The sequence below is a fragment of the Candidatus Eisenbacteria bacterium genome (assembly GCA_020847735.1).
Taxonomy (GTDB): domain Bacteria; phylum Eisenbacteria; class RBG-16-71-46; order RBG-16-71-46; family RBG-16-71-46; genus CAIXRL01.
Genome location: JADLBL010000002.1, coordinates 14,583 through 39,033, shown reverse-complemented (window position 1 = coordinate 39,033; position 24,451 = coordinate 14,583). Strand labels below are relative to the sequence as shown.

The 24,451-nt window shown below is 70.9% G+C and carries 25 protein-coding genes; 5 read left to right on the top strand and 20 right to left on the bottom strand.

The features are described from left to right. Window positions 1–4 precede the first annotated feature (4 nt). The 6 genes from IT347_01560 to IT347_01535 all read right to left on the bottom strand — a co-directional run bounded on the left by IT347_01560 (window position 5) and on the right by IT347_01535 (window position 6,608). Window positions 5–691: an outer membrane beta-barrel protein gene (locus IT347_01560; GenBank protein MCC6348263.1), complete on the bottom strand. Its 687-nt coding sequence runs from the start codon at window positions 689–691 to the stop codon at window positions 5–7. Next, window positions 688–1,143, bottom strand: coding sequence for a hypothetical protein (locus IT347_01555; GenBank protein ID MCC6348262.1), 456 nt, complete (start codon window positions 1,141–1,143; stop codon window positions 688–690). Before IT347_01555 ends, IT347_01560 begins: the two co-directional genes overlap by 4 nt. A 299-nt stretch (window positions 1,144–1,442) precedes the next feature. Then, window positions 1,443–2,492 carry an FAD:protein FMN transferase gene (locus tag IT347_01550; protein ID MCC6348261.1) on the bottom strand — a complete coding sequence of 350 codons (1,050 nt, stop codon included), beginning with the start codon at window positions 2,490–2,492 and terminating at the stop codon, window positions 1,443–1,445. Continuing rightward, window positions 2,489–3,850: a hypothetical protein gene (locus IT347_01545; protein ID MCC6348260.1), complete on the bottom strand. Its 1,362-nt coding sequence runs from the start codon at window positions 3,848–3,850 to the stop codon at window positions 2,489–2,491. Before IT347_01545 ends, IT347_01550 begins: the two co-directional genes overlap by 4 nt. 105 nt (window positions 3,851–3,955) lie before the next feature. Beyond that, entirely contained in the window at window positions 3,956–4,966 is a 1,011-nt protein-coding gene (locus IT347_01540; protein ID MCC6348259.1) for a HAMP domain-containing histidine kinase, read from the bottom strand. 271 nt (window positions 4,967–5,237) lie between these two features. Then, window positions 5,238–6,608 (bottom strand): M20/M25/M40 family metallo-hydrolase, encoded by a 1,371-nt coding sequence (locus tag IT347_01535; protein ID MCC6348258.1) that lies wholly within the window; start codon window positions 6,606–6,608, stop codon window positions 5,238–5,240. 209 nt (window positions 6,609–6,817) lie between these two features. Here IT347_01535 and IT347_01530 point away from each other — a divergent pair, with 209 nt between their 5' ends. Beyond that, window positions 6,818–7,540, top strand: coding sequence for a YebC/PmpR family DNA-binding transcriptional regulator (locus tag IT347_01530; protein ID MCC6348257.1), 723 nt, complete (start codon window positions 6,818–6,820; stop codon window positions 7,538–7,540). 27 nt (window positions 7,541–7,567) lie between these two features. On the opposite strand, the gene IT347_01525 is transcribed toward IT347_01530, so the two are convergent. Both IT347_01525 and IT347_01520 read right to left on the bottom strand, forming a co-directional pair. Then, window positions 7,568–8,560 (bottom strand): ketoacyl-ACP synthase III, encoded by a 993-nt coding sequence (locus tag IT347_01525; GenBank protein MCC6348256.1) that lies wholly within the window; start codon window positions 8,558–8,560, stop codon window positions 7,568–7,570. A gap of 80 nt (window positions 8,561–8,640) precedes the next feature. Beyond that, complete coding sequence (locus IT347_01520) at window positions 8,641–9,414, bottom strand: prepilin peptidase (protein MCC6348255.1); 774 nt, start codon at window positions 9,412–9,414, stop codon at window positions 8,641–8,643. Window positions 9,415–9,513: 99 nt separating this feature from the next. Between IT347_01520 and IT347_01515 the strand changes: the two genes are divergently transcribed. Continuing rightward, the gene (locus tag IT347_01515; protein MCC6348254.1) at window positions 9,514–9,834 is read left to right on the top strand and encodes a hypothetical protein; all 321 of its coding nucleotides are present in this window, start codon (window positions 9,514–9,516) and stop codon (window positions 9,832–9,834) included. 37 nt (window positions 9,835–9,871) lie between these two features. Here the strand turns inward: IT347_01515 and IT347_01510 are convergent, their stop codons facing one another. The 12 genes from IT347_01510 to IT347_01455 all read right to left on the bottom strand — a co-directional run bounded on the left by IT347_01510 (window position 9,872) and on the right by IT347_01455 (window position 20,761). Next, window positions 9,872–11,140, bottom strand: coding sequence for a hypothetical protein (locus IT347_01510; GenBank protein MCC6348253.1), 1,269 nt, complete (start codon window positions 11,138–11,140; stop codon window positions 9,872–9,874). Between the two features lie 3 nt (window positions 11,141–11,143). Continuing rightward, complete coding sequence (locus IT347_01505) at window positions 11,144–11,632, bottom strand: hypothetical protein (GenBank protein ID MCC6348252.1); 489 nt, start codon at window positions 11,630–11,632, stop codon at window positions 11,144–11,146. Continuing rightward, entirely contained in the window at window positions 11,629–12,198 is a 570-nt protein-coding gene (locus tag IT347_01500) for a hypothetical protein (GenBank protein ID MCC6348251.1), read from the bottom strand. Before IT347_01500 ends, IT347_01505 begins: the two co-directional genes overlap by 4 nt. Further along, on the bottom strand, window positions 12,195–12,764 hold the full coding sequence (locus IT347_01495) for a hypothetical protein (protein ID MCC6348250.1): 570 nt from the start codon (window positions 12,762–12,764) through the stop codon (window positions 12,195–12,197). The genes IT347_01500 and IT347_01495 overlap by 4 nt, the downstream gene beginning before the upstream one ends. After that, window positions 12,761–13,801 (bottom strand): pilus assembly protein PilM, encoded by a 1,041-nt coding sequence (gene pilM, locus IT347_01490; protein ID MCC6348249.1) that lies wholly within the window; start codon window positions 13,799–13,801, stop codon window positions 12,761–12,763. The genes IT347_01495 and pilM overlap by 4 nt, the downstream gene beginning before the upstream one ends. Before the next feature lie 13 nt (window positions 13,802–13,814). Beyond that, the gene (locus tag IT347_01485) at window positions 13,815–15,134 is read right to left on the bottom strand and encodes a hypothetical protein (GenBank protein ID MCC6348248.1); all 1,320 of its coding nucleotides are present in this window, start codon (window positions 15,132–15,134) and stop codon (window positions 13,815–13,817) included. Continuing rightward, on the bottom strand, window positions 15,131–15,640 hold the full coding sequence (locus tag IT347_01480; GenBank protein MCC6348247.1) for a hypothetical protein: 510 nt from the start codon (window positions 15,638–15,640) through the stop codon (window positions 15,131–15,133). Before IT347_01480 ends, IT347_01485 begins: the two co-directional genes overlap by 4 nt. After that, a complete protein-coding gene (locus IT347_01475; GenBank protein ID MCC6348246.1) occupies window positions 15,637–16,056 on the bottom strand; it encodes a prepilin-type N-terminal cleavage/methylation domain-containing protein in 420 nt (139 codons plus the stop codon). The genes IT347_01480 and IT347_01475 overlap by 4 nt, the downstream gene beginning before the upstream one ends. Window positions 16,057–16,164: 108 nt before the next feature. Further along, window positions 16,165–16,542, bottom strand: a complete 378-nt coding sequence (locus tag IT347_01470; protein MCC6348245.1) for a prepilin-type N-terminal cleavage/methylation domain-containing protein — start codon at window positions 16,540–16,542, stop codon at window positions 16,165–16,167. 105 nt (window positions 16,543–16,647) lie between these two features. Further along, on the bottom strand, window positions 16,648–17,925 hold the full coding sequence (locus tag IT347_01465; protein MCC6348244.1) for a type II secretion system F family protein: 1,278 nt from the start codon (window positions 17,923–17,925) through the stop codon (window positions 16,648–16,650). Beyond that, window positions 17,925–19,649 (bottom strand): Flp pilus assembly complex ATPase component TadA, encoded by a 1,725-nt coding sequence (tadA, locus tag IT347_01460; protein ID MCC6348243.1) that lies wholly within the window; start codon window positions 19,647–19,649, stop codon window positions 17,925–17,927. Before tadA ends, IT347_01465 begins: the two co-directional genes overlap by 1 nt. Further along, complete coding sequence (locus IT347_01455) at window positions 19,649–20,761, bottom strand: PilT/PilU family type 4a pilus ATPase (protein MCC6348242.1); 1,113 nt, start codon at window positions 20,759–20,761, stop codon at window positions 19,649–19,651. The genes tadA and IT347_01455 overlap by 1 nt, the downstream gene beginning before the upstream one ends. 803 nt (window positions 20,762–21,564) lie before the next feature. Here IT347_01455 and IT347_01450 point away from each other — a divergent pair. From IT347_01450 to IT347_01440, 3 genes are read left to right on the top strand one after another with little or no spacing between them, the layout of a single operon-like run. After that, window positions 21,565–22,368: a hypothetical protein gene (locus tag IT347_01450; GenBank protein ID MCC6348241.1), complete on the top strand. Its 804-nt coding sequence runs from the start codon at window positions 21,565–21,567 to the stop codon at window positions 22,366–22,368. Between the two features lie 11 nt (window positions 22,369–22,379). Beyond that, window positions 22,380–23,396 carry a hypothetical protein gene (locus tag IT347_01445; GenBank protein ID MCC6348240.1) on the top strand — a complete coding sequence of 339 codons (1,017 nt, stop codon included), beginning with the start codon at window positions 22,380–22,382 and terminating at the stop codon, window positions 23,394–23,396. Further along, complete coding sequence (locus tag IT347_01440) at window positions 23,396–24,391, top strand: PorV/PorQ family protein (protein MCC6348239.1); 996 nt, start codon at window positions 23,396–23,398, stop codon at window positions 24,389–24,391. The genes IT347_01445 and IT347_01440 overlap by 1 nt, the downstream gene beginning before the upstream one ends. Window positions 24,392–24,451 lie beyond the last annotated feature (60 nt).

Genomic DNA, 24,451 nt, shown 5'->3' with positions numbered 1-24,451 from the left:
TGGGTCACGGCCTGATGGTCCGGTAGAACGCGAGACCCAGGGTCTGCTCCGCGTAGTCGTACGCGACCAGACCTTCACGGTTCGCCTGGCGTCCGAAGACGGTGCTGCGCCGCATCTCCGCCCGAAGCGCGAGATCGTCCCGGATGTACAGCTCCAGCCCGCCGCCCAGCGCGAGCATGTTCTTGGTGACGGCATCCGCGTTCACGGATCGTCCGGGGAGGACGACCGCCATGCCGTAGCCGGCAGTGACGTAGGGCTGCAGCCGCCCGGACAGCGGGCGGCGAACGAGAATGCTCAGGCGGTGGAGGATCGCGTGCACCGCCTGGCTGGGGTTGTGGGCGAGCTCGGCTTCGTAGCCGAGCCAGCGATTCGGGTTGTAGGCCACCCGGATCGCGAACAGCCGTTCGGATCCGAGCGCGCCGAAGGCCGGGGTCACCGCCAGCCGGTCGAGAAACGGCCGTGGACCGGACTCGAGCGTGTAGGCGTTCTCGGCGAGCGCGGGCACGAGCGCTTCGAGGCCGTCGCGCCGGTGCGCGGGCGGCGCCGGCGCCACGGGGGACGCGGCTTCCGCGCCCACGGCGACTTCCGAGCCGGCGGCGCTGTCGGCGGGCGCGTCCTGCGCGTGCGCGGGCGCGGCGGCCAGCGCGAGCGAGGCCACGAACGCGAGCATGCCGGCGCGGACGGGCGTCATGGCGTCACCCCGGCGAGCACCCAGGTGCGGATCGCGACGAAGTCGGTGTCGGCGGTGCTGGCGAAGGGCTTGAACGAGTGGGGCACACCGCCGGCGGCGAGCGCCAGCGGCTTGGTGAGGATGCGGCTCGAGTCCGGCGTCACCGGATTGACCTGAAGCGAGACCTGGTCGAAATCGAACCGCGTGTTCTTGGAACCCGAGGGCGAGAGCTCGAACGCCCCGCGTGGACCACCGCCGTGGCAATCCCCACCGGTGTCGCAACCACGGCGCTGGATCACCGGTTCGACCTGGGCGACGAAGTCGGAATAGCTGCCGTTGAAGGTCTTGCCGCCCGAAGGCGGCGCAGGTGGAGCGGTCGGGGAGGCACAGCCGAGCGCGACCAACGGCGATCCCAGCAGGATCGCCAGCGCGCAATGCCGCGTGCTTCTCACCGACTTCGTGAACCGATTCACGTGCTCCGCCTCTCCTGGACTCAAACTGCGAATGTGCAAGGCGCTCCGTTGCGAATCGCGACCCCGAGCCGCAATTGCGGGGGCACGCGCTCCGTGTTGCGCCTGCAAGTCGTTTGTGGCTTCGCTTGTGCGCGTCGGGCACAAGGTCCGTCGGGTTGGACGCGGTGTGCAGGGCAAGCGTCGTGCCTCGGCGCCGGATACCGGGAAATGACCCGGAAAGCGGAGCGGGCCGCGAGTGCGCGCTCTCATGTGCATGCGGAGGGGCCGGCACCGCGCTCCGCACGGAATGGCCGACTACATTAGAAGGACCGCACGCGGAGGAATCCGGCCGCTGAGGGCTCGAGGTGGAAGCGATCGAGGAGCGACGACTCCACCCACACCGTGTCCACACCATCGCGACCGGGTTCGACCAGGATCGCCTCGAACTCGGGGTGGGCGAGCGCCTTCGCCTTCGCCGCTTCGGTGCCGAGAACGAACAACGGTGTGTCCCAGGCGTCGCAGGTGAAGGCGCTCTTCGAGACGAGCGTCACCGAGATGAGACCCTCGGCCGGGCGGCCCGTGCGCGGATCCATGATGTGTCCGAAGGTCCGGCCGTCCGCCGCCACGAACTGCTCGTACTTGCCCGAGGTCGAGATCGCTTCGTCGCGCAGGGTGATGCGGGCGAACCACGGCACCCGATCGCGCGGGTCGCGAATGCCGATCCGCCAGGCCTCGGATCCCGCGGGATGGCCCATCGCGTTCATGTTGCCCGTCAGGTCCACGAGCGCGTCGTGCACGCCGTGTGCGCGCAGGGACTCCGCCGCGACGTCCACCGCCCAGCCTTTGGCGATGCCGCCAAGATCCACGCGCACGCCGGGATTCGCGAAACGCAGCGTCCGCGTCGCGGGGTCGAAGTGAACCTGGTCCGCGCCGACACGCCGGAACGCCTCGGCCGCCGCCGAGTCCGACGGAACGTGCGGGTGCCCGCCGAGAAAACCCCAGGCGCGAACCAGCGGCTCCACCGTCACGTCGAAAGTCCGGTCGGTTTCGGCGTACAGGTCGAGCGCCACCTCCAGCACCCTCGCGACTTCGGGCTGCACGGTGACCGGACCCGCCGCGGCTTCGCGATTGAGCCGGGCCACTTCGCTGGACGTGGTCCAGTTGCTCATCAGCGAGTCGGTGCGGTGGAAGACCGCCAGCGCGGTCGCGGCCAGCGGTGCGCTCGCCGCGGAGTCGGGGGTTACCAGCGTCACGTTCACGTAGGTCCCCATCGTGCGGCCGGGGTAGGTCACCGAGCGCGGCGCGGCGCCCGTGCCGATCGCCAGCAACGCCGCGAGGGCGACGAGCCGGGCGCCGGGGCGGACCATCACGCCGCCCTCGCGATCGAATCGGGAGAGCCGTCCGCGTGGGGCGTACTCACGTCCTGCGGCCTGTCCGACCCGGGCGTGAGCGCGACGGCGCGCTCGTAGGCCCAGACCTCGAAGACCTCGCCGGCGAGCAGCAGCGCCGCGCCGAGCGTCGCGCCGTCCATTCGCGGTGCGAAGCGCGCGGCGATCAGCCCGAGCCCCACCGTCAGCGCCAGCCTCAGCGCCGGCGCCCACCCGAAGACGCTCGTGACGTGTCGCGCGATCAGCTGCCCCTGCGCCGGCATGCGCGCCGCGACCAGTGCGGGCGCCAGCGTCAGCAGCGCCACGGCCGCCCACGCGAACTCGCCCGTCGCAGGACCGAAGCCGAGCGCGGACCCCATGTCGGGACGGAGCGCGGCCCCGACCAGCACCGCCGCGAACGCGATCGAGGCCGCCGCCGCGACGCGGCCGGCGAAGCGGCGAACCGAATCGCGCGAGGCGCCCGCCCCCTCGGCCAGCAGCGCAAGATCGCGCAGGGCCCACACGGGCGCGCACAGCGCCATGAACACGGCGAACACGAGTCCGAAGCGTGCCTGTGCGAGTTCGGGGTGATCGAGCCGGCCGAGCACGGCGTGCAGGCCCGGGCGCAGCGCCGCCCAGGCGAGCGTCGCGGCCACCAGCGGGGCCGCGACCGCGGCCACCCGGGCCGCGGCGGGCGGAACGTGATGCGCCGCGTGCGGGAGCGCGGCCGAGCGCGCGAGCGCGAGCACGACGAGCTCGATCACGCCTCCCGCCAGCAGGGCTTCGCAGGCCGATCGGACGCCCGTCCCGCCATGCGGCAGAAGCGGCCAGGCCGAAAGGACCGCCAGGCGCGCGAGCAGCGCCGCGGGGATCGCCGCTCCGCGCCCGTCGCGCAGCACGCTCGCGGCCAGCACCCCGCGCAGCGCGACGATCGCGGGCAGCGGCGCGAGCGCGCGCAGGACGTTCGCGGCGGTGAGGGCGGCGTCACGGCTCGTCGGCACCACTTCGCGGAACAGCCAGGCGGAGCTCGCGGGCTGACCGGCGAGCCACACCAGCACGGAGGTCGCCGTGCCTGTCGCCAGCGCCAGCCAGCCGAGGCGGCGGCGGGCGCGAGGCGTGCCCAGGAACGCGAGCGAGGTGGACTGCCACACCACGCACGCGGCTTCGAGGAGCAGCAGCACCGAGTAGCCGAGCCAGAAGCCCGCGAGGGCGGAGGCCGGACTCGGGTCGCGAGCCAGTTCCAGATTGAGAACCGGCCCGGCGAGCGCGGTGAGCAGCGCCGCGGCGGCGAGGGGCGCGTAGGCGCGGGAGAGCGGCGGGTCCGCGGCGATTCCGCCCGCACCCAGGCTGGTCGAAGGCAACGGAGTCCCCGTGGTCCGAAAATCACGTCGGGGCCCTGCGCCCCGGCTCGCCGTCGTTATCGGCGGCCCGGGGCGCCGCCGCCACCCGGAAGGCCGGGGCCCGCGCTACGCCTCGGGCGCCGTCGCCCGCTGGCGTCCGTGCCTGGAGTCGGGCGCGGGCGGACCGAAGGGCCGGGAACCGGCGGCCATCCCCGCTCCGCCGGAGTCGCGAGGCAGTTCGCGAAGCACCACACGGAAACAGGCGCCCCCGAGCGGCGAGTCGCCGACTTCGACGGTCCCGCCCAGGGCGGAGACGCAGGACCGGACCGAGAAGAGTCCGAGCCCGGAGCCGTCGGGTTTCGTGGATTCGAGGGATTCGAAGAGGGTCGCGCGGCGCTCGACCGGAATGCCGGGCCCGTCGTCGTGCACCTCCAGGGTCACCTCGGTCGGCGAATCGCGGAGACGGACCTCGATGCGGCCGCGACCGCCCGTCGCCTCGGCGGCGTTGACGACCAGGTTCGAGAGGATCTGCTGCACGAGCAGGGCGTGCGTGTGCAGGCGGACCGGGCCCGAGCGGACGAACTCGAGGCGGCAGCTTCGCACGGCCGCGTGCGATCGGGCCACCGCCAGCGTCTCCTCGATGTTGGGAACGAGGTCCACGTCCTCGGCACGGGTCGCCCGTCCGCGCCGCGCGGTGACGAGCAGCCGCTGGTTGAGCGCCACCAGCCGCTCGACCGAAACCTGCAGCCGATTCATGGTCGGATCACCCTGGGGCCTGGATCGCTCCAGCGCGTCGAGGTCGGAGATCACCGCGACCAGCACGTTGTTCGCGTCGTGGGCGATGGTGCCGGCGATGAAACCGGCGAAGACGCGGCGCTCGTTCTCGACGATCGCTCGATCGCGGGCGACCAGATGGTCGTGCATTCGATCCACCCGGACGAACATCCAGCGCGCGCCGAGGAAGATCGCGATGGCGGTCACGACCACGTAGAGCACGCCCTTGATCGTCTCGATCGTCTCGAGTTCCTCGATGTTCGTCGAGATCCGGGCGGCGATGCTGCTCGAGACGAGGATGTAGGCGGTCGCGACGACGGTGTAGCCGAGCGCCAGCATCGCGGCGTAACGCGTGGATCGCATCGGTGACCCCCGTGCTGCGCGTTCTTCGAACCGCGCGGCTTCGCGTGCAGGATACACGCGAGGGCGACGCGCCGGATACGGCCGTGTTCGGACCGGCCCGCGGAGGGGCCGAACAGGTTTCTGCGGTTCGGCATCCGAGGCTCGGCGGCGGCCCGCTTGCTCGGCTCCCTGCCTCGCTGCGCTGCATCCACTCGGGCTCTCGCCATCCATGGCTTCGCCCTCGCCGGACGCACCGCCGCCGAGCCTCGGATGCCGAATCGCTGAATGTCGTCTAGCTGGCCGGGCTTCCGAACGCCTCGAGGATGCGCGCCATGTGCCGGGCGTGGTTCGCGTAGTGGTCCACGCGCAGATTCTCGTCCGGCGCGTGCGCCCGCGTGTCCGGGTAGCCGAGCCCCGCGCACGCGACCGGCACCTTCAACTCGTGCAGGAAGCAGTGGTTGGGCCCCGAGCCCCCGATCATCGGAACGATCTGCATGGGCACCCCGTACACGGGCGCGGCCGTGTCGGAAACCAGGGAGACGAAGGGGTCGTCGGGATCGGTCCGGCCCGCGGGATTGCCGCCGAGGAAGGTGATCGTGACGTCAGGGAATCCCTGTGCGTCGAGGTGCGCGCGCAGCTTCGGCAGTAGGTCCTCGGGCGTCTGGTCGGGCACGATGCGGAAGTCCACCTTGGCCGAAGCCCTCGCGGGCAGCACGGTTTTCGAGCCCGGCCCCTGGTAGCCGGAGTCGAGCCCGCACAGGGTGCAGGTCGGCTCGAAGACCTCGGCGATGCGCAGGTCAACGCCCCCTTCCATGCCGCGCAGGAATCCGCGAACGCCGTAGCGTTCGCGATAGGCCGGAGCGGTGTCGGGCAGCGCCGCCATGAGCTCCCGGTCGCGGGCGCTCGGCGGGCGCACGTCGTCGTACCAGCCGGGAATGCGGATGCGCTCGTCCCTGCCCTTGAGGCTGGCGAGCGCCCAGGTGAGCCGCCAGGCCGCGTTCGGGAAGATCGAGCCGCCGAGCCCCGAGTGCACGTCGAGGGAGGCCGTCTCGACCGACAGCTCCACGTAGCAGATGCCGCGCAATCCGGCGAACTGCATGGGCACGCCGCGGTCGTCCACCTGGCCGAATTCCCACAGGCAGGCGTCCCCCGCGAGGCGCTCGCGGTGGGCGCGCACGAATGCCGGCAGGTGAACGCTGCCGACTTCCTCCTCGCCCTCGATCACGAACTTGACTCGGCACGGCAGCTCTCCGCGGGTGGCGAGCAGCGCGTCGATCGCCAGCAGTCGCGAGACGATGTGCCCCTTGTCGTCACTCACGCCACGACCGAAGACCTTGCCGTCGCGCCGGGTCGCCTCGAAGGGCGGGCTCGTCCACAGCTCGAGCGGCTCGGGCGGCTGAACGTCGTAGTGGTTGTAGACGAGCAGCGTGCGGTCGGAGCGTCCCGCGCGTTCCCCGAGCACCACCGGGGGGCCGCCGCCGGAGGGGACGAGCTCGACGGCGAAACCCCGGCGCTCGAGCATGGCGGCGACGAGCCGCGCGCACTCGTCCATGCCCAGCCCCTGCGCGGCGACGCTCGGCTGCGCGACGAGCCTCCCGAGTTCCGCGAGGCTTTCGTCGAGGTGATCGGCGATCCAGCGGTCAACGTCGGCGAGGCTTCTCATGCGGTCCTCCGGGGGGTGGAACCTGGGGTCACTCGCGTTTTCGCGGCGAAGCTAGCAGTCGCGCCCGCTCCGGGCACGGCCGGAATCCGCCCGCGCGAACGGTGCCGGGTGCTCCGCCTCGACGGAACCCCCGCGCGTGGCTTACTTTTTCCCCCCGCGGCGCGCCCGCGCCAGCCCCGATCGCCTCCGATCCCGAGCCAGGAACGACCATGGGACGCATTTTCGAAACCCGCAAGGCCACGATGTTCGCCCGCTGGGACCGCATGTCCAAGGCCTTCTCGCGCATCGGCAAGGAAATCACCATCGCGGTCAAACGGGGCGGACCGAGTCCCGAGAACAACCCCGCGCTTCGCCGCGTCATCCAGAACGCGCGCGCGGTCAACATGCCCAAGGACAAGGTCGAGGCCGCCATCAAGAAGGCCTCGGGCCAGAACCAGGCCGATTACGAGGAAATCCTCTACGAGGCCTACGCGCCGCACGGCATCGCCCTGCTCGTCGAAACCGCCACCGACAACACGACCCGCACGGTCGGAAACGTGCGGGCGGCGCTCATCCGCGGCGGCGGCAACCTGGGTTCGACCAACAGTGTCGCGTTTCATTTCAAGCGCATGGGCGTGTTCCGCCTCAAGCCCGAGGGACTGGACGCCGAGGCGCTGGAGCTGGACCTGATCGATCACGGGCTCGAGGAGATGGGCGAGAGCACGGGCGAGAAGGGCGAGCTCCAGCTGGTCGTGCGCTGCGCGTTCGCGGACTTCGGCCGGCTGCAGAAGGCCATCGAGGATCGCGGCATCACGCCGATCTCGGCCGAGCACGAGTACCTTCCGCTCACTCCCACGACGCTGCCCGAGGATCAGGCGACCGAAGTGCTCAAGCTCGTGGACAAGCTCGAGCAGGACGAGGACGTCCAGAAGGTCTTTCACAACCTGGCGTGAGCGCGGCGCCCCCCCTGCGCCGCGGGCCTACCAGACCATCGCGCAGGCGCCCCACGCGAAGCCGGCCCCGAAGGCCGCGAGCACGACGAGATCGCCGCGCCGGACGAGCCCCGCGTCCCGGGCTTCGGTGAGCGCGATCGGAATGCTGGCCGCGGTGGTGTTGCCGTAGCGCCCGATGTTCTGGAAGACCTTTTCGGGCGGCAGGCCGAGCCGCTGCGCCACCGCATCGGCGATCCGCTGGTTCGCCTGGTGCGGGACCACCAGCGCGACTTCCTCGAGCGAGCGGCCCGCGTCGCGCAGGACCTCGAGGATGACCTCGGGGAAGCGCGTGGTCGCGTTCTTGAAGACCTGCCGGCCGTTCATCCTCGGGTGGTGGCGCCCCTCGTCGAGCATCGCGTGCGTGATGCGGCCCGGCGCGGCCGAGCTCGGCGCCTCGCACCACAGGTCCCGCGCCATCGAGCCCTCGCTGTGCAGCGCCCACGACAGGATGCCGCCGTCCTCCGCCGCCGGCTCCACGACGGCCGCGCCGGCGCCGTCGCCGAACAGCACCGCCATGTCGCGGCCCGCGGTCGAGAGGTCGAGCCCCGTGCTCTGCACCTCGGCCCCGATCACCAGCACGCAGCGGTAGCGGCCCATGCGCACGAACGCGTCCGCGACCGACAGCGCGTACACGAAGCCGCTGCAGGCGTTGCGCACGTCGAGCGCGCCCACGGTCGCGAGGCCGAGCCGTTCCTGCACGATCACGCCGTTGCCCGGGAACATCCAGTCGGAGGTCGTGGTCGCGAAGATCACGAAGTCCACGTCCTCCGCCGCGCGACCGGCGTCGGCGAGCGCGCGGCGCGCGGCTTCGACGCCGAGGTCGCTGGAACCCGTGCCTTCGTCCGCGAAGTGCCGCGTGCGGATGCCGGTGCGCTCGACGATCCACGCGTCGCTCGTGTCCATGAGCTTTTCGAGGTCATGGTTCGAGACGACGCGGGGCGGGACGTGAAAGCCGATGCCGGTGATGCGCGAGCGGGTCATGCGGATCTCCTCGGGGGGCGGGGCAGTGTGCCGTGCGCCCGTGACGCGGGTCAAAGCGGCGCGACCGCCCGCCGCGCGCGTCAGCGGCCGAGCAGCCCGAGGTACCAGCGGAAGGCCGGCTCGCCCCACAGGAACACGACCATCGCCGCCGGGGCGAGCATCGTGCCGAAGGGCAGCGGCGTGCGGCCGTCGGCCTTGCCGCGCGCGAGCAGCACTCCGGCCCACACGGTGCCGCCGAGCGCGGCGAGGAAGATGGTGAGCAGCGCGAGCGGCCCGCCGAGGACGGCGCCGAACATCGCCGCGAGCTTCACGTCGCCGCCGCCCAGACCCTCGACCTTGCGGACCCGGAAATAGAGCTCGGCCACGAGCCACAGCAGTCCCGCGCCCGCCAGCATGCCGAACATCGCATGCCGCGCTCCCGGGCCCAGCAGCGCTGCGCCGATGCCGAGCAACGTGCCGGGCAGGGTGAGCGCGTCGGGCAGCAGCTGGAAGTCGAGGTCGATCCACAGCAGCGCGACCAGCAGGAAGCCCCAGAACGCGACCAGCGGAAAGGCGGGCGTCAGTCCGAGCTTCTGCCAGGCCAGGAACGCCCACGCGGCGCACAGCAGTTCGGTCAGCGGGTAGCGCGCGCTCACACCCACGCCGCAGTGCCGGCAGCGCCCACGGTTCACCGCCCACGACAGGACCGGGAAGAGGTCGGCGACCCCCAGCACGTGGCCGCACTTCGGGCAGCGCGAGCGGCCGTGCACCCACGACTCGCCGCGCGGCACGCGCCAGGCGAGCGCGGTCACGGCGCTGCCCATGACGAGCCCAAGTAGGACGACCGAGATGCCGATGAAGAAATCGAACGTCATGCGGGCTCCACCGGCACGAATCCGTTGAGGTCCGTGCCGAGCTCTGACAGTATCGGGCCGAGGTCGCGCAGCGGGACCACAACCCCCGGGGTGATCGACATGCAGGTGCTCTTCTTCCTCGCGATCGCGGCGAACAGCCTGGACTTGTTCGCCACCGCCGTCGGCATCCACTGGTTCGGCAACCGCGAGGGCAACCCGGTGCTCGCGACGCTCGCCTCGCAGCACTGGCTCGTGTTCGTCGCCGTCAAGGGCGCCCTCGTCCCGCTCCTGATCTGGTGGCTGTACCGGTATCGGCGCGACACCCCCCGGCTCTCCAGCGCGGGCCTCGGCCTGGTGACCGTGGCGCTCACCGTCGCGGCTGGGGCGTGGCTCGGCTGGCTCGCCGGCACGCTGCAGGTGCACGGCCTGCCGCGCTTCTGATCGCCGATTCGCGCGGCTCGCGCGGGCAGGCCCGGCGCTACGGCTGGTCGGGCAGGATACGCGGGGTGACCTCGATCACCAGGTCCTTCTTCGAGACCTGCGTCGAGGTGTGCTGGAAGAGCAGGCCGAGGCCCGGGATGTCGCCGAGGATCGGCAGCCGCGAGGTGTTCGTGGTGCGTTCCTCGCTGAGCAGACCGCCGATGATCACGGAACCGCCGTCCTTCAGGCGGACGGTCGTCGTCGCCTGCCGCGTCGCCACCACCGGCAGGTCGTCGTTGGCCCCCTTGAATCCGATGACCGAGCTGACCTCCGGCCGGATGACGGTGGTGATGTAGCCGTCGGCGTTGATGAGCGGCGTGATGGCCAGCTTCACGCCGACCTCCTCGCGCTGCACGGTCTGCGAGGTGGCGGCGCCTCCTCCGGCGAACACCGTCCCGCTGATGACGAACGGGATGCGCGAGCCGACGAGCATGCTGGCTTCGCGGCCGTTCAGCGTCGCGATCTTCGGGTTGGCGAGCACGCGCGCGCTGCCGTTCTGGATCGCCAGGTCCATGGCGACGCGGTAGACCTGCGCGACGCGGCTGAAGTTGCGCAGCTTGAAGATGTCGTTCGTCCCCGGCGTGTTCGGGAAGATCTTGAGGCCGCGGATCTGGTCCGAGCTCTCGCCGCCCTGCAGCGAATCGTAATTGCCCTCGACGAACATGAAGCCCTGGCGGCTGAGCAGGTCCCAGTCGATGCCGAGCTTCTTGAAGTCGTCGGTGGACACCTCGACGATTCGCGCCTCGAGCATGACCTGCCGGGCCGGCTTGTCGAGCTCCGAGACGATCTCCTCGATCTCGGAAATGATGCGCGGGCTGGTCACGACGACCAGCCGGTTGCCGCTGCGGTCCACCTCGATCTTGTCGGTGAGGCCCTTCAGAGCCTCCTTGACCTCGGAGGCGTCCGCGAACTTGAGGTCCACGATGTAGGACGAGAGCCCGGTCTCCTCCTGAAGGGACTTGGCGTCGGCCACGAGGATCGAGTTGCCGATGCGCTCGTAGGACAGGCCCGCGGCACGCACCACGAGATTCACCGCCTGCTCCACCGGCACGTCCTTCATCTGGATCGTGATCCTGCCCGCCGAGACCGTGGGCCCGGTGATGATGTTGAAGCCACCCTTGTCGGCGAGCGACTTGAGGACCTCGGAGATGTTGGCGTCGGTGGCGGAGAGGCTGACGACCTTTTCGGGCGCCGCCGCGCCGCTGGGTCCCGCGGCGAGCAGCAGGGCCGCGATCGCGGCGGCGAGGACGGGGCGAAGGGATTTCACGCGTCAGTCTCCCTGGGGTTTGCGTCGAAGGACGAGATTCTCCGCGCCGCGCCGAAGGACGACCTGCTCGGGCGCGATGCTCACGACGGTGAAGTCGGCGAACAGCATGCCGGTGTGAACCGTGAAGTCCCGACCCTCCCAGCGGACGATGGCCCGGGGGTCGTTGTCGTAGATGATGGCGGTCAGCACCGGCTGCGCGGGTGGCGGCGGCGTCACCACCCGGCGGCGCACGGTCTGGTCGCCTCCCGGGCCCGGCTGGGCCGCACCATAGCCGAACGGATCGCGGGATGCGTCATCGAAGCCCAGCGCCTGCGTCCGGGAGACGAGGCCGTCGAGCGACGCGAGCGGATCGGTCACGGGCACGACCGCCCGGGGCGCGCCGAAGCGCCAGACGCCGGACGCCTGCAGGGCCTGGAGGGTCTGCCAGAGCACGAACGCGAACACGGCGATGGCGAAGAGAGGTCCGAGGAACCTGCCGACGTCGCGGTTCATGGCGTGGCTCCGCGTCGCTTGAGCGTGGCGCCCGAGATCCACACCTCGATGTCGCAGGCCCCCGGCTCGCCCGGCGCCAGGGTGAAGCGCTCGACGCGAAGCAGCCGGCCGCTGTGCGCCAGCGCGTCGAGGAACGACAGCCAGTGCGCCCACGAACCCTTCATGCGCAGGTGGGCGCGTGCTTCATTCCAGCCCGGCTGCTGCGTGACCGGGCCGGGTTCGGCCCCGACGACGTCAAGATGCTGGAGGGTCGCGAGGCTGGAGATCTGCTGCACGAGTTCGGCGCCGAGCGTTCCGGCCTGCGCCTTCGCGTCCACTTCGCCAGGCGGCGCGGAGTTCTCCATCAGCAGCGTGTAGACCCGCGGGGGCATCGCGGCGGGGACGGCGCCGCCCGAGGGGTCGAGCACGGCGCCGAGGTTGCCGGCGCGACGGAGCGCGGTTTGAAAGCGGTTCTGCAGGGGCGCCTGCACGAGCGCGTGCATCGCCACGAACACGATCAGCACCGCGGCCACGAGCGCGACCGGCCACTGCGCCCGCAGGCGCGCGGAAAGGATCGGATTCATCATCGGCACTCGATCACGAACTCGGCGCCCTGCCCGGAGGCGGCCGCGCGCGTGGTGACCAGCCGGACGTTGGCGTAGCCCGCCGAGAAGAGCGAATCGCGCGACAGGACCCCGACGAACGCCAGCACCTGCTGCATGCGGTCGCCGCCGGTCGAGGGCCGGAGTTCGCCCGTGATCATCAGTTTGGCCCGATCGGCGCCGCTCAGGTTGTCCGGGTTGAAGGCCACGTTCGTCACCCGGGCATTGGCCGGCAGAAGGTGGGCGAGCCGGTTCAGGCGGTCGCGCCAGCGTCCGGCGTCGCCCAGCGAGCGCGAGACCAGGTCGGCCTCGGGCTGCCCCGGACGCCAGTCGGCGCCCGAAGGCTGCCTGCGAAGTCTCTCGACCTGCCGCTCGATCCGGGCGGCTCTCTGGGAAAGCGACGCGAGATTGAGCGCGTAAAGGCCGAGCACGATCGCGAGCACGCCGAAGTACGCGAGCCAGATGCCCATGCGGACCGCGCGGCGGCGCGCCCGGGCGCGCTCGCGCAGGAAAGCCTCCCGGCGGAAGTTGATCGTGAAGATCGTGCTCACGACATCCTCGAGGCCAGGCCGTAGGCGAGCGCGAACTGAGGCCCTCCGGCGGGGAGCTGCCCGCGCGTCTCGGCCGGCACCGATTCGAGCGGGTCGAACACGAAGGTCGGGACCTCGAGCATCGCGCTCAGCTCGCCGGCCAAACCCGGCAGGCGGGCCGTGTTGCCGGAAATCCACAGCGTGAACGGCTCGGGCAGCGGTGCGAGCGTGCGGTAGTAGGCGAACGAACGGCGCAGCTCGTCCGCGAGGCCGAGGAGCGAATCGCGCACGCCCTGCATCTCGGCCGATTCGGGCTCGACGCGGATGGACGAGTCGTCCGCGCCGGCCTCGAGTTTCCATTCCTCCGCCTCCTCGAGCGGCACGCGCAGGGCGGCGGCGACCGCCCGGGTCACGCCGGCACCGCCGAACTCGAGCCGCCGTGCGAAGTAGGGTTCGCCGCGCTGGTAGAGCGTGAGCCACGAGCCGCCGTGCCCGAGGTCCACCGCCACGCGCGCTTCGGTTTCGCGTTCGGCCGAGCGCGAGATCGCGTTGGTGAGGGCCAGCGGCGCCGCGTCCACGATGTCCGGGTCCACGCCGATCGCCTTCAGCGGGGCCATCAGGCGTTCGAGCCGGGCCTGGGGCACGGCGGCGAGCAGGACGTCGAGACGCTTCTCGGAGGGCACCCGCGCGAGCAGCTGATAGTCGATCACGCAGGTCTGCGGATCGAACGGCAGGTGCTTGCGGGCCTCGAAGCGCAGCGCGCCGGGGATTTCGCCGTCGTCCATGAGCGGCAGCGAGACCTGCTTGATGATGACGTCGCCGCCCGAGACTCCGAGCGTCAGGCCGCCGAACGAACGGGGGGAGTGACCGGAGCGGGAGAAGCACTCGGCGAGCAGGTGCCCCAGCGCTTCGGGGCTGGTTCCGCCCGCCGCGGGCAGCACCTGTTCGCTCGCACACGGCCGGTCGCCGCCGACGCCATGCCGCAACGAGAACAGCTTGATGCTGTACTCGCCGATATCCAGGCCCACCCACGGGCGGGCATTCAGGCCGACTCTCATTTCGCCGGGAGTATTACTGCAAACCCGGTGACGAGGTCCACGAACCCGATCGCAGGGTCCAGGTGCCCGCGGCCATGCCGGTCGTGCCGGGGAGCGCGCCGAGGGCCTTGAGCGTCGTGGCCAGCGACTCCATGGAGTTGTCGTACTGCAGCCACATGTTGTCCCTGGGCATGTTGTAGCCCGGCCCCTGGAAGTCGATGTTCTCGGCGAACACCGAGATGCGCCGCGCGTAGATGTCCTGCGTCTGGATCTCGTCGTGGATCCGGGCGGTTCCGTGCGTGACGACGAAGACGTTCGGCAGCGCGCTGCCCAGCGTGACCTGCGTGATCTGGATGCCCTTTTCGAACCACGGGCCGACCTGCTCGCTCCCGGCCCAGCGCTCGTTGGGGCCGACGACCAGGACGAGAGTGCCCGAGGAGGCGCCGGGAACGAGGCGCACCGTGAACTCGTTCTCGAAACGCACCCCGCGCGGGACGACCCAGACCGCGGTGCCGGCGACCTGGATGTACGTGTTCCGCTGCGTGTAGACGTCGAAGTAGGCGAGGTTGGGCTTGGTCAGCGTGAGCGAGTCCACGTGCGGGGCGAAGAACCGCACCTGGTTGGGCGCCAGGCGGGCGTCCATCGTCAGCACGAGCGAGCTGTCGCTGGTGTCCGGGTAACGCTTCGTGGCGGTGTCGCCCGGAGCGTGCGCGGCGATGAACGCCGCCGACGCTGGGTGGGGGGCGTCGCCGGATTCGAAGCTGATGTCGGACTGGGAATCGAGCGCCGCCGTCCAGCGCTTGTCCTCGTCCTCGTCACGGATGGTCTGCCACACCTTGCCGATGAGCGCGAGCGGGCGGTTGTTCTGTTCGACCTGCGTGGTGATGGTGCCCGGGCAGGTGAAGACGTAGTGATAGGGATTCTTCTGCTGGGAGCCTTCGAACGTGCCCTCGGTCGTGCGCACGACTCCGTTCACGCGGGCGGCCACGCGCAGGTGCACCGGCGCGTCCCAGTCCACGAGCCCCGTCGAGTCGGCCGGGGGACCGTCCTGCCAGGCGAGCGCCGAGATGACCCCCTCGCGGCCGACGGCCCGCGACACGTTGGAGAGGCGATAATCCGGCGGGGATCCGAGCGGGGTGGAGATGAGCGCCTTCGCCAGCTCGATGCCGCCGCTGGCGCTGTAGGCCGCCTGTCGGTCGAACAGCGTGCGGCTGAAGAACTGCGACTCGTAGCCGGACAGGCCGTAGAGCGACAGGCCGATGATGGTGAGCGCCAGCACCATCATGACCACCCCCACGAGTACGAAGCCGCGCTCCCGCGCGTGTCCGGGCGCGCCGGCCGGGAGTCCGCTCATCGGTTCCTCATCATCGCGCTGGTCGAGACTTCGACCGGCTCGCCCGTGGCCGAACGAAGGCGGAGCGCCACCTGCACGAGCGAGTTGTCCGCCACGACCCGGAAGCGCTCGACCCTGGAGGTGGACAGCGGGCCCCGGTCGTCCGTCGCCGGGTCGGGTCCCTGGTGGACCAGCGAATCGGCGGGGTCCCACCAGAAGCACCAGAAGGCGGTCGTTTCCAGTGTCCCCGACGCCTGGTTGAAGCGGAACAGGTGGACCTGCGCGTGTTCGGCGTCCGGTACGGCCGGCGCGCTCGCCCCGCCGCTCTCGCGCACGCTGTCCGCGATGGCCTGCGTGATGAGGGTGCCCTCGCGTTGCGTGATGGATTGCGACGAGGCGTCGAGCCAGGTGGATTGCGAGTTGAGGTAGAAGCCGCCCAGGCCGAGCAGCACGAGCACTCCGATCGCGGCCACGATCGTGACCTCGGTCAGCGTGAGCCCGCGCTCGTCGAGGGGGCGAAGCTTCATGGCAGCGCCAGCAACTGGCTGAACTGGACCGAATCAGGCACGGAGGAGTTCCAGCGGACGCACACGATCAGCCGGCGCAGGTCGGGACTGTCGGGCAGGTCGGGGTCGTCGTAGCCGTCCACGTGCCACCAGGTCGTCCCCAGCGCGGCGCCCCGATAGAGAAACGGCGACGTCGCCGAACGGTAGCCGACGACCAGCGAGTCCGTCGCGGGCGTCGTGTCGGCAAGCAGCAGCAGCCGCTCCATGCGGTCCTCGGCCGCGCCGAGCGCCGCACGGGCCACTTCGTAACGGTTCACCTGGCCCCGCCCGACGCTGAACGTGTAGGCAAGTCCGAGCACGGCGATCACGGCGATCACCGTGGCGGTGAGCGCCTCGATCAACGAGAAGCCCTGCTGGTCTGGGAACCTCGAGCGCATAGAAACCAAGCCCGGCCTGCCGCACGGAACGCGGCCGGCCGGGCGATCCCGTTTTCGGGTGACGGAGTCGGCGCTACGGCGAGTAGTCCGCGGCGCGTGGACGGTCCCTTAGTTCGGTGTCCAGGTGGCCACACCCGTCGTTCGATCGTAGGTGTAGTCCTGCACGAGCGGGCCGCCGACCTGCACGGCGTGCACGCTGAACGCCGTCGCGGTTCCGGTGGGCACGGTGATCGTCCACCGCGGCACCATGTCCGTGAGGTCCACCTTCAGCGCCGTCACATCGTTCGCGTACGTGTTGTTCTGCTGGAAGTAGACCTGCTGGGCCGTGATCACGGCGCCGATGGCGCCCTTGGCCTCGGTGCGGCGCGCGTCGTTGACGTAGTTGATGTACAGCGGCACCGCGACCGCCGCGAGAATCGCGACGATGACGATGACCACCATGAGTTCCATGAGCGTGAAGCCGCGCTGCAGGCTGAGCCTCTTCATCGTCACCCACCTCCTCCGGCTCTCTTCGGTTTTGGACCACCGCCCGAGCCGGGGTGTCGCCCCCGGTGCGGAGGCGCGGCGGTCCCGTGCTGCCCTGGTGAAACCCTAGTGTCCCGTGAGCCCCGAGCGCATCGCCTGGCCGAGGTTGAAGATCGGCAGGTAGAGCGCCATGAGCATCACACCGATCACCACGCCGAGGACGACGATCGCGATCGGTTCGACGAGCGACGAGAGGCCCTCGACTTTCGCGGTCACGCGCTGCTCGTAGAAGTCCGCGGTGCGCGACAGCATGTGGTCGAGCTTGCCGGTCTCCTCGCCGGTCGCCGACATCTGCACGAGCATGTCGGGAAAAACTCCCGTGTCCCCGAGCGCGCGGGAGAGCGAAATGCCCTCCTCGACCTGCCCGCGGACCTCGTCAATCCCCTTCTCCAGCACCTTGTTCCCGGGCACGGGCCGCATCACCTTGAGCGCGGTCAGAATCTGGGTTCCGCTGCCGATGAGGATGCCCAGGGTCCGGGAAAACTTGGTAACAGCATACATGGCGATCAGGGGACCGAAGAGCGGCATTTTCAGCTTGATCCGGTCCAGGGTCAGCCGACCCTGCTCGCTGCGGGCCCAGGACCAGATCAGCAACCAGCCGAGCAGCGCCAACAGTATGAACAGGAACACGTTGCGCGTGGCGAACTGGCTTACCTCAAGCAGCATGCGGGTGGGCAGGGGCAGCTCGACCTTGAAGCGCTCGTAAATGGCCGAGAACATCGGCACGATCTTGAAGATCATCGCCAGGAAGACCAGCACCGCGAAGGTCAGCACGAAGATCGGGTAGCGCAGGGCCGCCTCGACCCGCAGGCGCAGCACCTCGGCCCGCTCGAGGTAGTTGGCGGTGTGGTCCATGACCTGGTCGAGCGTGCCGCTGAACTCGCCGGTCTGGACGAGGCTGACGAACACCTCGTCGAAGACGTGCGGATGGCGCGACAGGGCCATCGCCAGCGAATCCCCCTTCTGGACGTCGTCGCCGACGGCCTGCAGCACGCCGGCGAGCCGGCGGTCGTGATGGTCGCGGGCGATCGAACGCATGGCGCGCACGAGCGGCAGGCCCGCCGAGATCATGGTCGAGAGCTGGCGCGCGAACAGCGCCACCGAGCCCGGCTGCACGCGCTGGCCCATCGCGCGCAGCGCGATCGAGACGTCGTTCGCGAGCCCGCCCAGGCCGGGAGCGCCGACGCGCGGCGTGCCGTTGGGCGAGGCGTGCACCTCGATCGACACGGGCGTGAGCTGCAGTCCCGAGAGCGTGCGCAGGACGTCGTCCTCGCTCTGCGCGACCTCGATGCCCTCGTGAGGCCGGCCGCTCGCGTCCCGGGCCCGGTAGTAGTAGCTGGGCATCAGTCCGTGTCCCCGAGCGTGGCCGCGCGGACTTCGTCAATGCTCGTCGCGCCCTCGAGGATCTTGCGGATGCCGGCCTTGCGCAGCGTCTGGAAGCCTTCGTCCAGCGAGCGCCGGCGGATCTCCTCCTCGTTCAGCCCGTCGAGGACCATGCGCCGGATGGCGCGGTTCAGCTCCAGCACCTCGAACAGCGCGATGCGTCCCGAGTAGCCGGTCTGCTTGCACGACATGCAGCCACGGCCGTGCATGAGCGGTTTGCCGCGCAGCAGTTCGGCGTCCTCGCCGAGCACGGCGAGCCGGTCGGGATCGGGGTAGTAGGGCTCCCTGCAGCGCTCGCAGATGCGGCGCACGAGGCGCTGCGCCATCACCATGGACATGGCCGAGCCCACGAGGTAGCGGGGAATGCCCATGTCAATGAGTCGGGTGAGCGTGCCGGGCGCGTCGTTGGCGTGCACCGTCGAGAACACGAGGTGGCCGGTGAGCGCGCTCTTGACGGCCATGTCGGCGGTCTCGGTGTCGCGGATCTCGCCGACCATGATGACGTCCGGGTCCTGCCGGAGGATCGAGCGCAGGGCGCGCGCGAAGGTCATACCGACCTTCTGGTTCGCGTGCACCTGGCTGACGGCCTCGATGTGGTACTCGATCGGGTCCTCGACCGTGACGAGGTTCTTGTGGGCCGACTTGATGTCCTGCAGCGCCGAGTAGAGCGTCGTCGTCTTGCCGCTTCCGGTCGGGCCGGAGATGAGCACCATGCCGTAGGGCTGGCGGATGACGCGCCGGAACGATTCGAGCGCCGCGCCTTCCAGCCCGAGATGCTCGACCTGCCGCTCGAACGCGCCCTTGTCGAACAGCCGCATCACGACCTTCTCGCCGTGCGCGGTCGGCAGGGTCGAGACCCGCAGGTCCACCTCGCGGTCGGGCAGGTGCACGGTCAGCCGCCCGTCCTGCGGCAGCAGCCGGACCGCGATGTCCAGCTCCGAGAGCACCTTGATGCGCGAGACGATGGCCATCTGCAGGTGCTTGGGCGGCTTCATCACCTCGTGCAGCACGCCGTCGATGCGGAAGCGCACCACGACCTTGTCGCGCGACGGTTCGACGTGGATGTCGCTGGCGCGCTGGTCAATGGCTTCGGCGATCATCAGGTTGACGAGCCGCACGACCGGCGCGTCCTCGACCTGCTGGCGCAGCTGGGCGAGATCGACGTCCTGTTCCTGGTCGCCGCCGCGCGTCAGGTCGATCTTGTCGAGGATCTCGCCGAGGTGTTCGCTCGCCCGCAGCTCGGAGTAGAAGCTGTCGATCGTCTCGCGCACCTCGCTCGGGCGCGCGACCCAGACCTTGAGCTGGCAGCCGGTCAGGGCCCGCAGGTGATCGAGCGCGACCACGTCGAGCGGGTCGCCGACCGCGACCTCGAGCGTGTTGTCCGTGCGCGAAAGCGCCAGCACCAGCGCCTCGCGGGCCAGCGTCTCGGGGACGAGCTGCACGGCGGCACGGTCGGCGTGCGAGAGCCGCTCGTTGTCGGCGACGGGCAGCGAGAACTGCTCACCGAGCACGGCGACGACTTCGGCCTCGGTCATGAAGCCGAGCCGGGTCACCGTCTGGCCGAGGCGTTCACGGTTGTCGAGCCGCGAGCGCAAGGCCTGCTGCACCTGCTCGGGGCTCAGCCGACCACGCTCGATCAGGATCTCGCCCAGCCGGCGGGTCGAAAGCCGGTAGCTCGTGCTCATCAGGCCCGCTCCGCCACCGGCGCGGTGCGGTACACGCGCTTCTGCAGCGCGGCCCGCTTCTCGGTGTCGGTGAAGTAGGGGTGGGCGGCCTCGTACTCGACGCTGGCGCGATCCACCAGCTCGGCGAGCGCGTCGTCCATGGACAGCATGTCCTCGCGCAGCCCGGTCGAGATGACGTTCGGAATCTGGTGGACCTTGTCGTCGCGGATCAGGTTCTGGATCGCCTGGGTGGTGAACAGGATCTCGCGCGCGGCGATGCGCCCCCGGCCGTCACGGCGGGGAAGGAGCTGCTGCGCGATCACGGCCCGCAGCGTCAGCGCGAGCTGGGCGCGGATCTGCGGCTGCTGATGGGGAGGGAACGAGTCCACGATGCGGGTGACGGTCTGCGCCGCCGACTGCGTCGCCATGGTCGAGATGACGAGGTTGCCGGTCTCGGCCGCGGACAGCGCCATGCTCATGCTGGTCAGGTCGCGCATCTCGCCGACGAAGATCACGTGCGGCAGCTGGCGGAGGGCGCCGCGCAGGCCGCGCGCGTAGGTCTTCGTGTCCAGGCCGACCTCGCGCTGCTCGATGACCGCCTGCCGGGGCTCGAAGACGAACTCGATCGGGTCCTCGATGGTGATGATGTGCCGGCGCGGTCCGCGGGTATTCAGCTGCTCCAGCAGGGACGCGATCGTGGTGGACTTGCCCGAACCCGTCGGTCCGGTCACCAGCACCAGCCCGCGCGTCACCCCGAGCAGGCGCTCGACGACGTGCGGCGCGAGACCGATCTCGCCCGGGAGCGGAATGTGCAGCGGGATGATCCTGACGGCGGCGGCCCAGTGCCCGCGCTGGACGAAGAGGTTCACGCGGAAATGAGCCACGCCGGGCAGGTAGTAGCGCGTGTCGAGCTCGAGGTCGCGGGTGAAGCGCTCGCGGAGCGCCGGGTCCAGGAACGCCTCGCCGAAGGCCTGCGTCGCGCTGGGATTCAGCACCTCCGAGCCCGGCAGCGGTTCGAGCAACCCGGCCCGCTGCACCATGATCGGGTGCCCGGCGGTGACGATCAGGTCCGACGCGCCGAGCTCGACCGCTCGTCGCAGGACATCGTCTCTTTCGAGCGCGGGTGCGTTCATGGCGGACGGATTTCCCATGGCGGGCCGGGCGCTCACCGGACGGCCCTTCGGCCGTCCGCGCGCGGCGGTTGGAAGCATCGAGCCGGCGGTGCGGCTCCGGGTCAGGTGGGCGGAACGGTCGGGGAGCCCGGCGAGCTGCTGCCGGACGAGGCCTGACCCCGGGTACGAGTTCGCGAAAAAGGATATGGCCCGGCATCCCGTCGGTCAATCGCCGTCGGTCAGAGGGTGGCGCTCTACCCGGTTGGCCGCGACGGTGCGGCGCCGCCCCTGCCGACGTCCGAGGTATGGGAAAATTCATTCGTTCAAGGGCGTGTTTCTTCTTGCCGTGGCCGCGCGGCTCTGGCAACTTGCGCCGCATGCATGCCCGCTCGGCCGGGCCGTGCCGCTTCAGGGAAGGAGCCCCCCAGCACCTCCCCCCATCGCCGAATGCAACGGCGCGGAAGGTCGCCTCGCCGTTGCAGAGGAACAGCCCGCCCGCCCTCTGGACGTGCGGCCTGCAAGCCGAACTCCCCACGCTGCAGCAGCCGGTTCGACTCGCGGAAACTCGTTGCGCTCACGGGCGATGAGTATTCCGGGAACGGATCGGAGTCATCGGTTGTAGGTCGTTCGCGGGGCACGCTTCGTGCTGCCGGCGCGCCCCGGTATCGGACTCGCAGTGGTTGCGAAGGTCCGGTCCCGGAGAGCACCGGCAGGGCGACCCCGCCTCGGCCACCGCACTCTGCACCCTGGGATCTGCTCGCGCGGAAGAGCCTGGCCCCCACACATGGCTCGTGGGCGTGGGTTCGGCTGGAGGCAACGCTCCGATGACGACGCGTTGGCTGGTTTTCCTTGCACTGATGTTCGTTCTCTTCATCGGCTCGACCGGGGTGGCCCGGGCCCAGCAGGCGTGGAACAGCGTCCTGCTGAACTGGACCACTCCAGGGGACGACAGCTTGAGCGGCACCGCGACCCAGTTCGACATCCGCTACTCGACCTCGCCGATCAGCGCGGCGAACTTCGCGTCGGCGACCCGCTGGACGGCCGGCGTGCCGGCTCCCTCGGGGCCCGGAAGCGCGCAGAGCGTCCGGGTCACGGGGCTCTCGCCCGCGACCACGTACTGGTTCGCGATCAAGACGGCGGACGAAGTGCCGAACTGGGCGGGGCTGTCCAACGTCGTCTCGCGCACCACCGCGGTCGCGCCCGATGTCGTGCGGCCGGCGGCGCTCGCGATCAGCGTCGCCTCGCTCACGGACACGACGGTCACGCTCGCCTGGACGGCGACCGGCGACGACAGCCTGACGGGCACCGCCGCGTCCTACGACGTGCGCTGGTCCACGTCGCCCATCACGGCGGCGAACTTCTCGAGCGCGAACGCGGCGACGGGCCTGCCCGCTCCCGGAGCGCCCGGCACGCCGCAGTCGTTCACGGTGACCGGGCTTTCGCGCCAGGCCACCTACTACTTCGCCGCGAAGGTCGTGGACGAGGCGGGCAATGCTTCGGCCCTCTCAAACGTGCCGAACGCGACGACGCCGGACACCAAACCACCCGCCGCGATCAACGACCTGGTGGTCGGACTGACGTGGCTCAACTGGTCCAGCGCGACGATGCTGCCGCGCGGGAGGGAGTGAGGTAGCGAAGAGTGACCTCCGGGCGCCCGCGCGACAGGGGAAGTTCGCCAACGCTCGTTCGCCGCGACGCGCTCGGCTACTTCGTGCTGCTCCTGCTGCTGCTGTGGTTGGCGCCCGCGCTCTCCCGAGCGCAGGGCGCCGACTCGCTCGTGGTGCGCTGGACCGCGCCCGGTGACGACGGCAACGTCGGCCGCGCCGCCATCTACGAACTGCGCATCGCCACCTTCGCGATGACGGCGGCGACCTTCGGCTCCGGCCTGATCGTGCCGGGCGTGCCCGATCCCGCGACGGCGGGAACGCAACAGTCGTACGTCGTGCGCGGGCTCACGCGCGGCACGCCCTACTGGCTCGGGATGCGGACGATGGACGATTCGGGCAACTGGTCGCTCGTCTCCAACATCGTCGCCTTCAACTGGCCGCCCGACGGGGCGCCGCCCGCGACGCCTTCGGGTGTCGCCGTCGGACCGGGCGCCGACGACTCCAGCGTTCGGGTGACCTGGCGGGCGAACTCCGAGGGCGACCTCGCCGGCTACCGCGTGTACCGCGCGACCACGCCCGAAGGGCCCTGGACGCGCATGGTCTCGCTGTCGGCGGCGACGACGGGCTGGACGGACACCGCGCTGCCCGTCGGCGTGGACGCGCTGTGGTACGCGGTCAGCGCCTACGACCGCTCGGGCGGCGAGGGCGCGCGCTCGGCGGCCATGCAGATCGTGCTCAAGTCCGGCATCGCCAACGCGCCGCTCGCGTGGGACCTGCAGGCGCCGTACCCCAATCCCGCGCGCATGGGCGAGCCGATGAACCTGCCCGTCGCGGTGCCCTCGGGGGGCGGCTCCGCGCGTCTCGACCTGCTCGACGGATCGGGCCGCCAGGTTCGCCGCTTCGACCTGGGCACGCTCGCACCCGGCATTCACGACGTCGTCTGGGACGGCGCGAACGACGCCGGCCGCCCGTGCGCGCCCGGCGTCTACCGGGCCGTGCTGGTGGCGCCGCGCCTGACGCGGTCCCTCAACGTGGCGAGGGTGCCCTGATGATGCGTCGCGCACGGACGCGCCCGGCCGCGATCACCGCTCTCGCGTTGTTCCTCGTGCTGCCGCTCGCGCACGCACGGCGCGCGCGCGCGGGCGATGAGGCCGCGGGCACGCGCGTGGGCGGCTTCCTCGCGACCGATCCTGGCCCGGCCGTGGTGGGACGCGGCGGCACCGGTTTCGCGTTCGGCGGCGACCTGCAGTCGGCCGCGCTCAACCCGGCCGCGCTCGCGGGCCTTTCCACGGGCAACTTCGCGTTCTCGCACGCGGCGCTCGCCAACGATGCCGCTCACGACTGGGCCGCGTTCGGCGGCCGCGTGGGCCGAAGCGCCGTGCGCTGGGGCATGAGCGGCATCCTGCGCAGCGAGGGCACGATCGAGGGCCGCGACGCCGCCAACCAGCCGACGACCACGGACGAGGCGCGCAGCTGGGCGCTCGCGCTGCAGCTCGCGCGTCCGCTCGGGCGCAACCTGGTCGTGGGCGGCGCCGCCCGCTGGGTGGGCGAACGCATCGGCGAGAGTGGCGGCGACGGTCTGGCCTTCGACGCCGGAGCGCAACTGCGCGCGGGCGCGCTGAGTGCCGGACTCTCGGCGCGGAACTTCGGCGGCGGCATGAACTGGGGCGGCCAGCGCTGGCGCATGCCCGCGAGCCTCGGCGCCGGCGTCGCGCTGGAGCACGCCGCGAGCGGGATGCGGCTGCTGCTCGACCTCGCGGCCCCTTCGGACTACTACCGCAGCCTGCGCGCCGGCGCCGAATGGCGATGGCGCGGCCGATTCGCACTGCGCGCCGGCTACCGCCGCGAACTGGGAGCGCCGGCCGACGATCGGTTGAACGGCCCGGCCTTCGGGTTCGGCGCCGGCCTCGGCTCGATGTGGCTCGATTACGGCTACGTCGCGTCGCCGGACGGCGAGTCCGTCCACCGGGTCGGGCTGGATCTGCGCCGGCTCGCCTCGCCCGCTTCCGCGCCGGCCGAGGCGGCGGTCCCCGAGCGAAAGTAGCCGCTCCCGGGCCGGGCGCCGCCGGCGCCGCGTCCCCCTCGCGCTCGTCCGCCGTGCCCG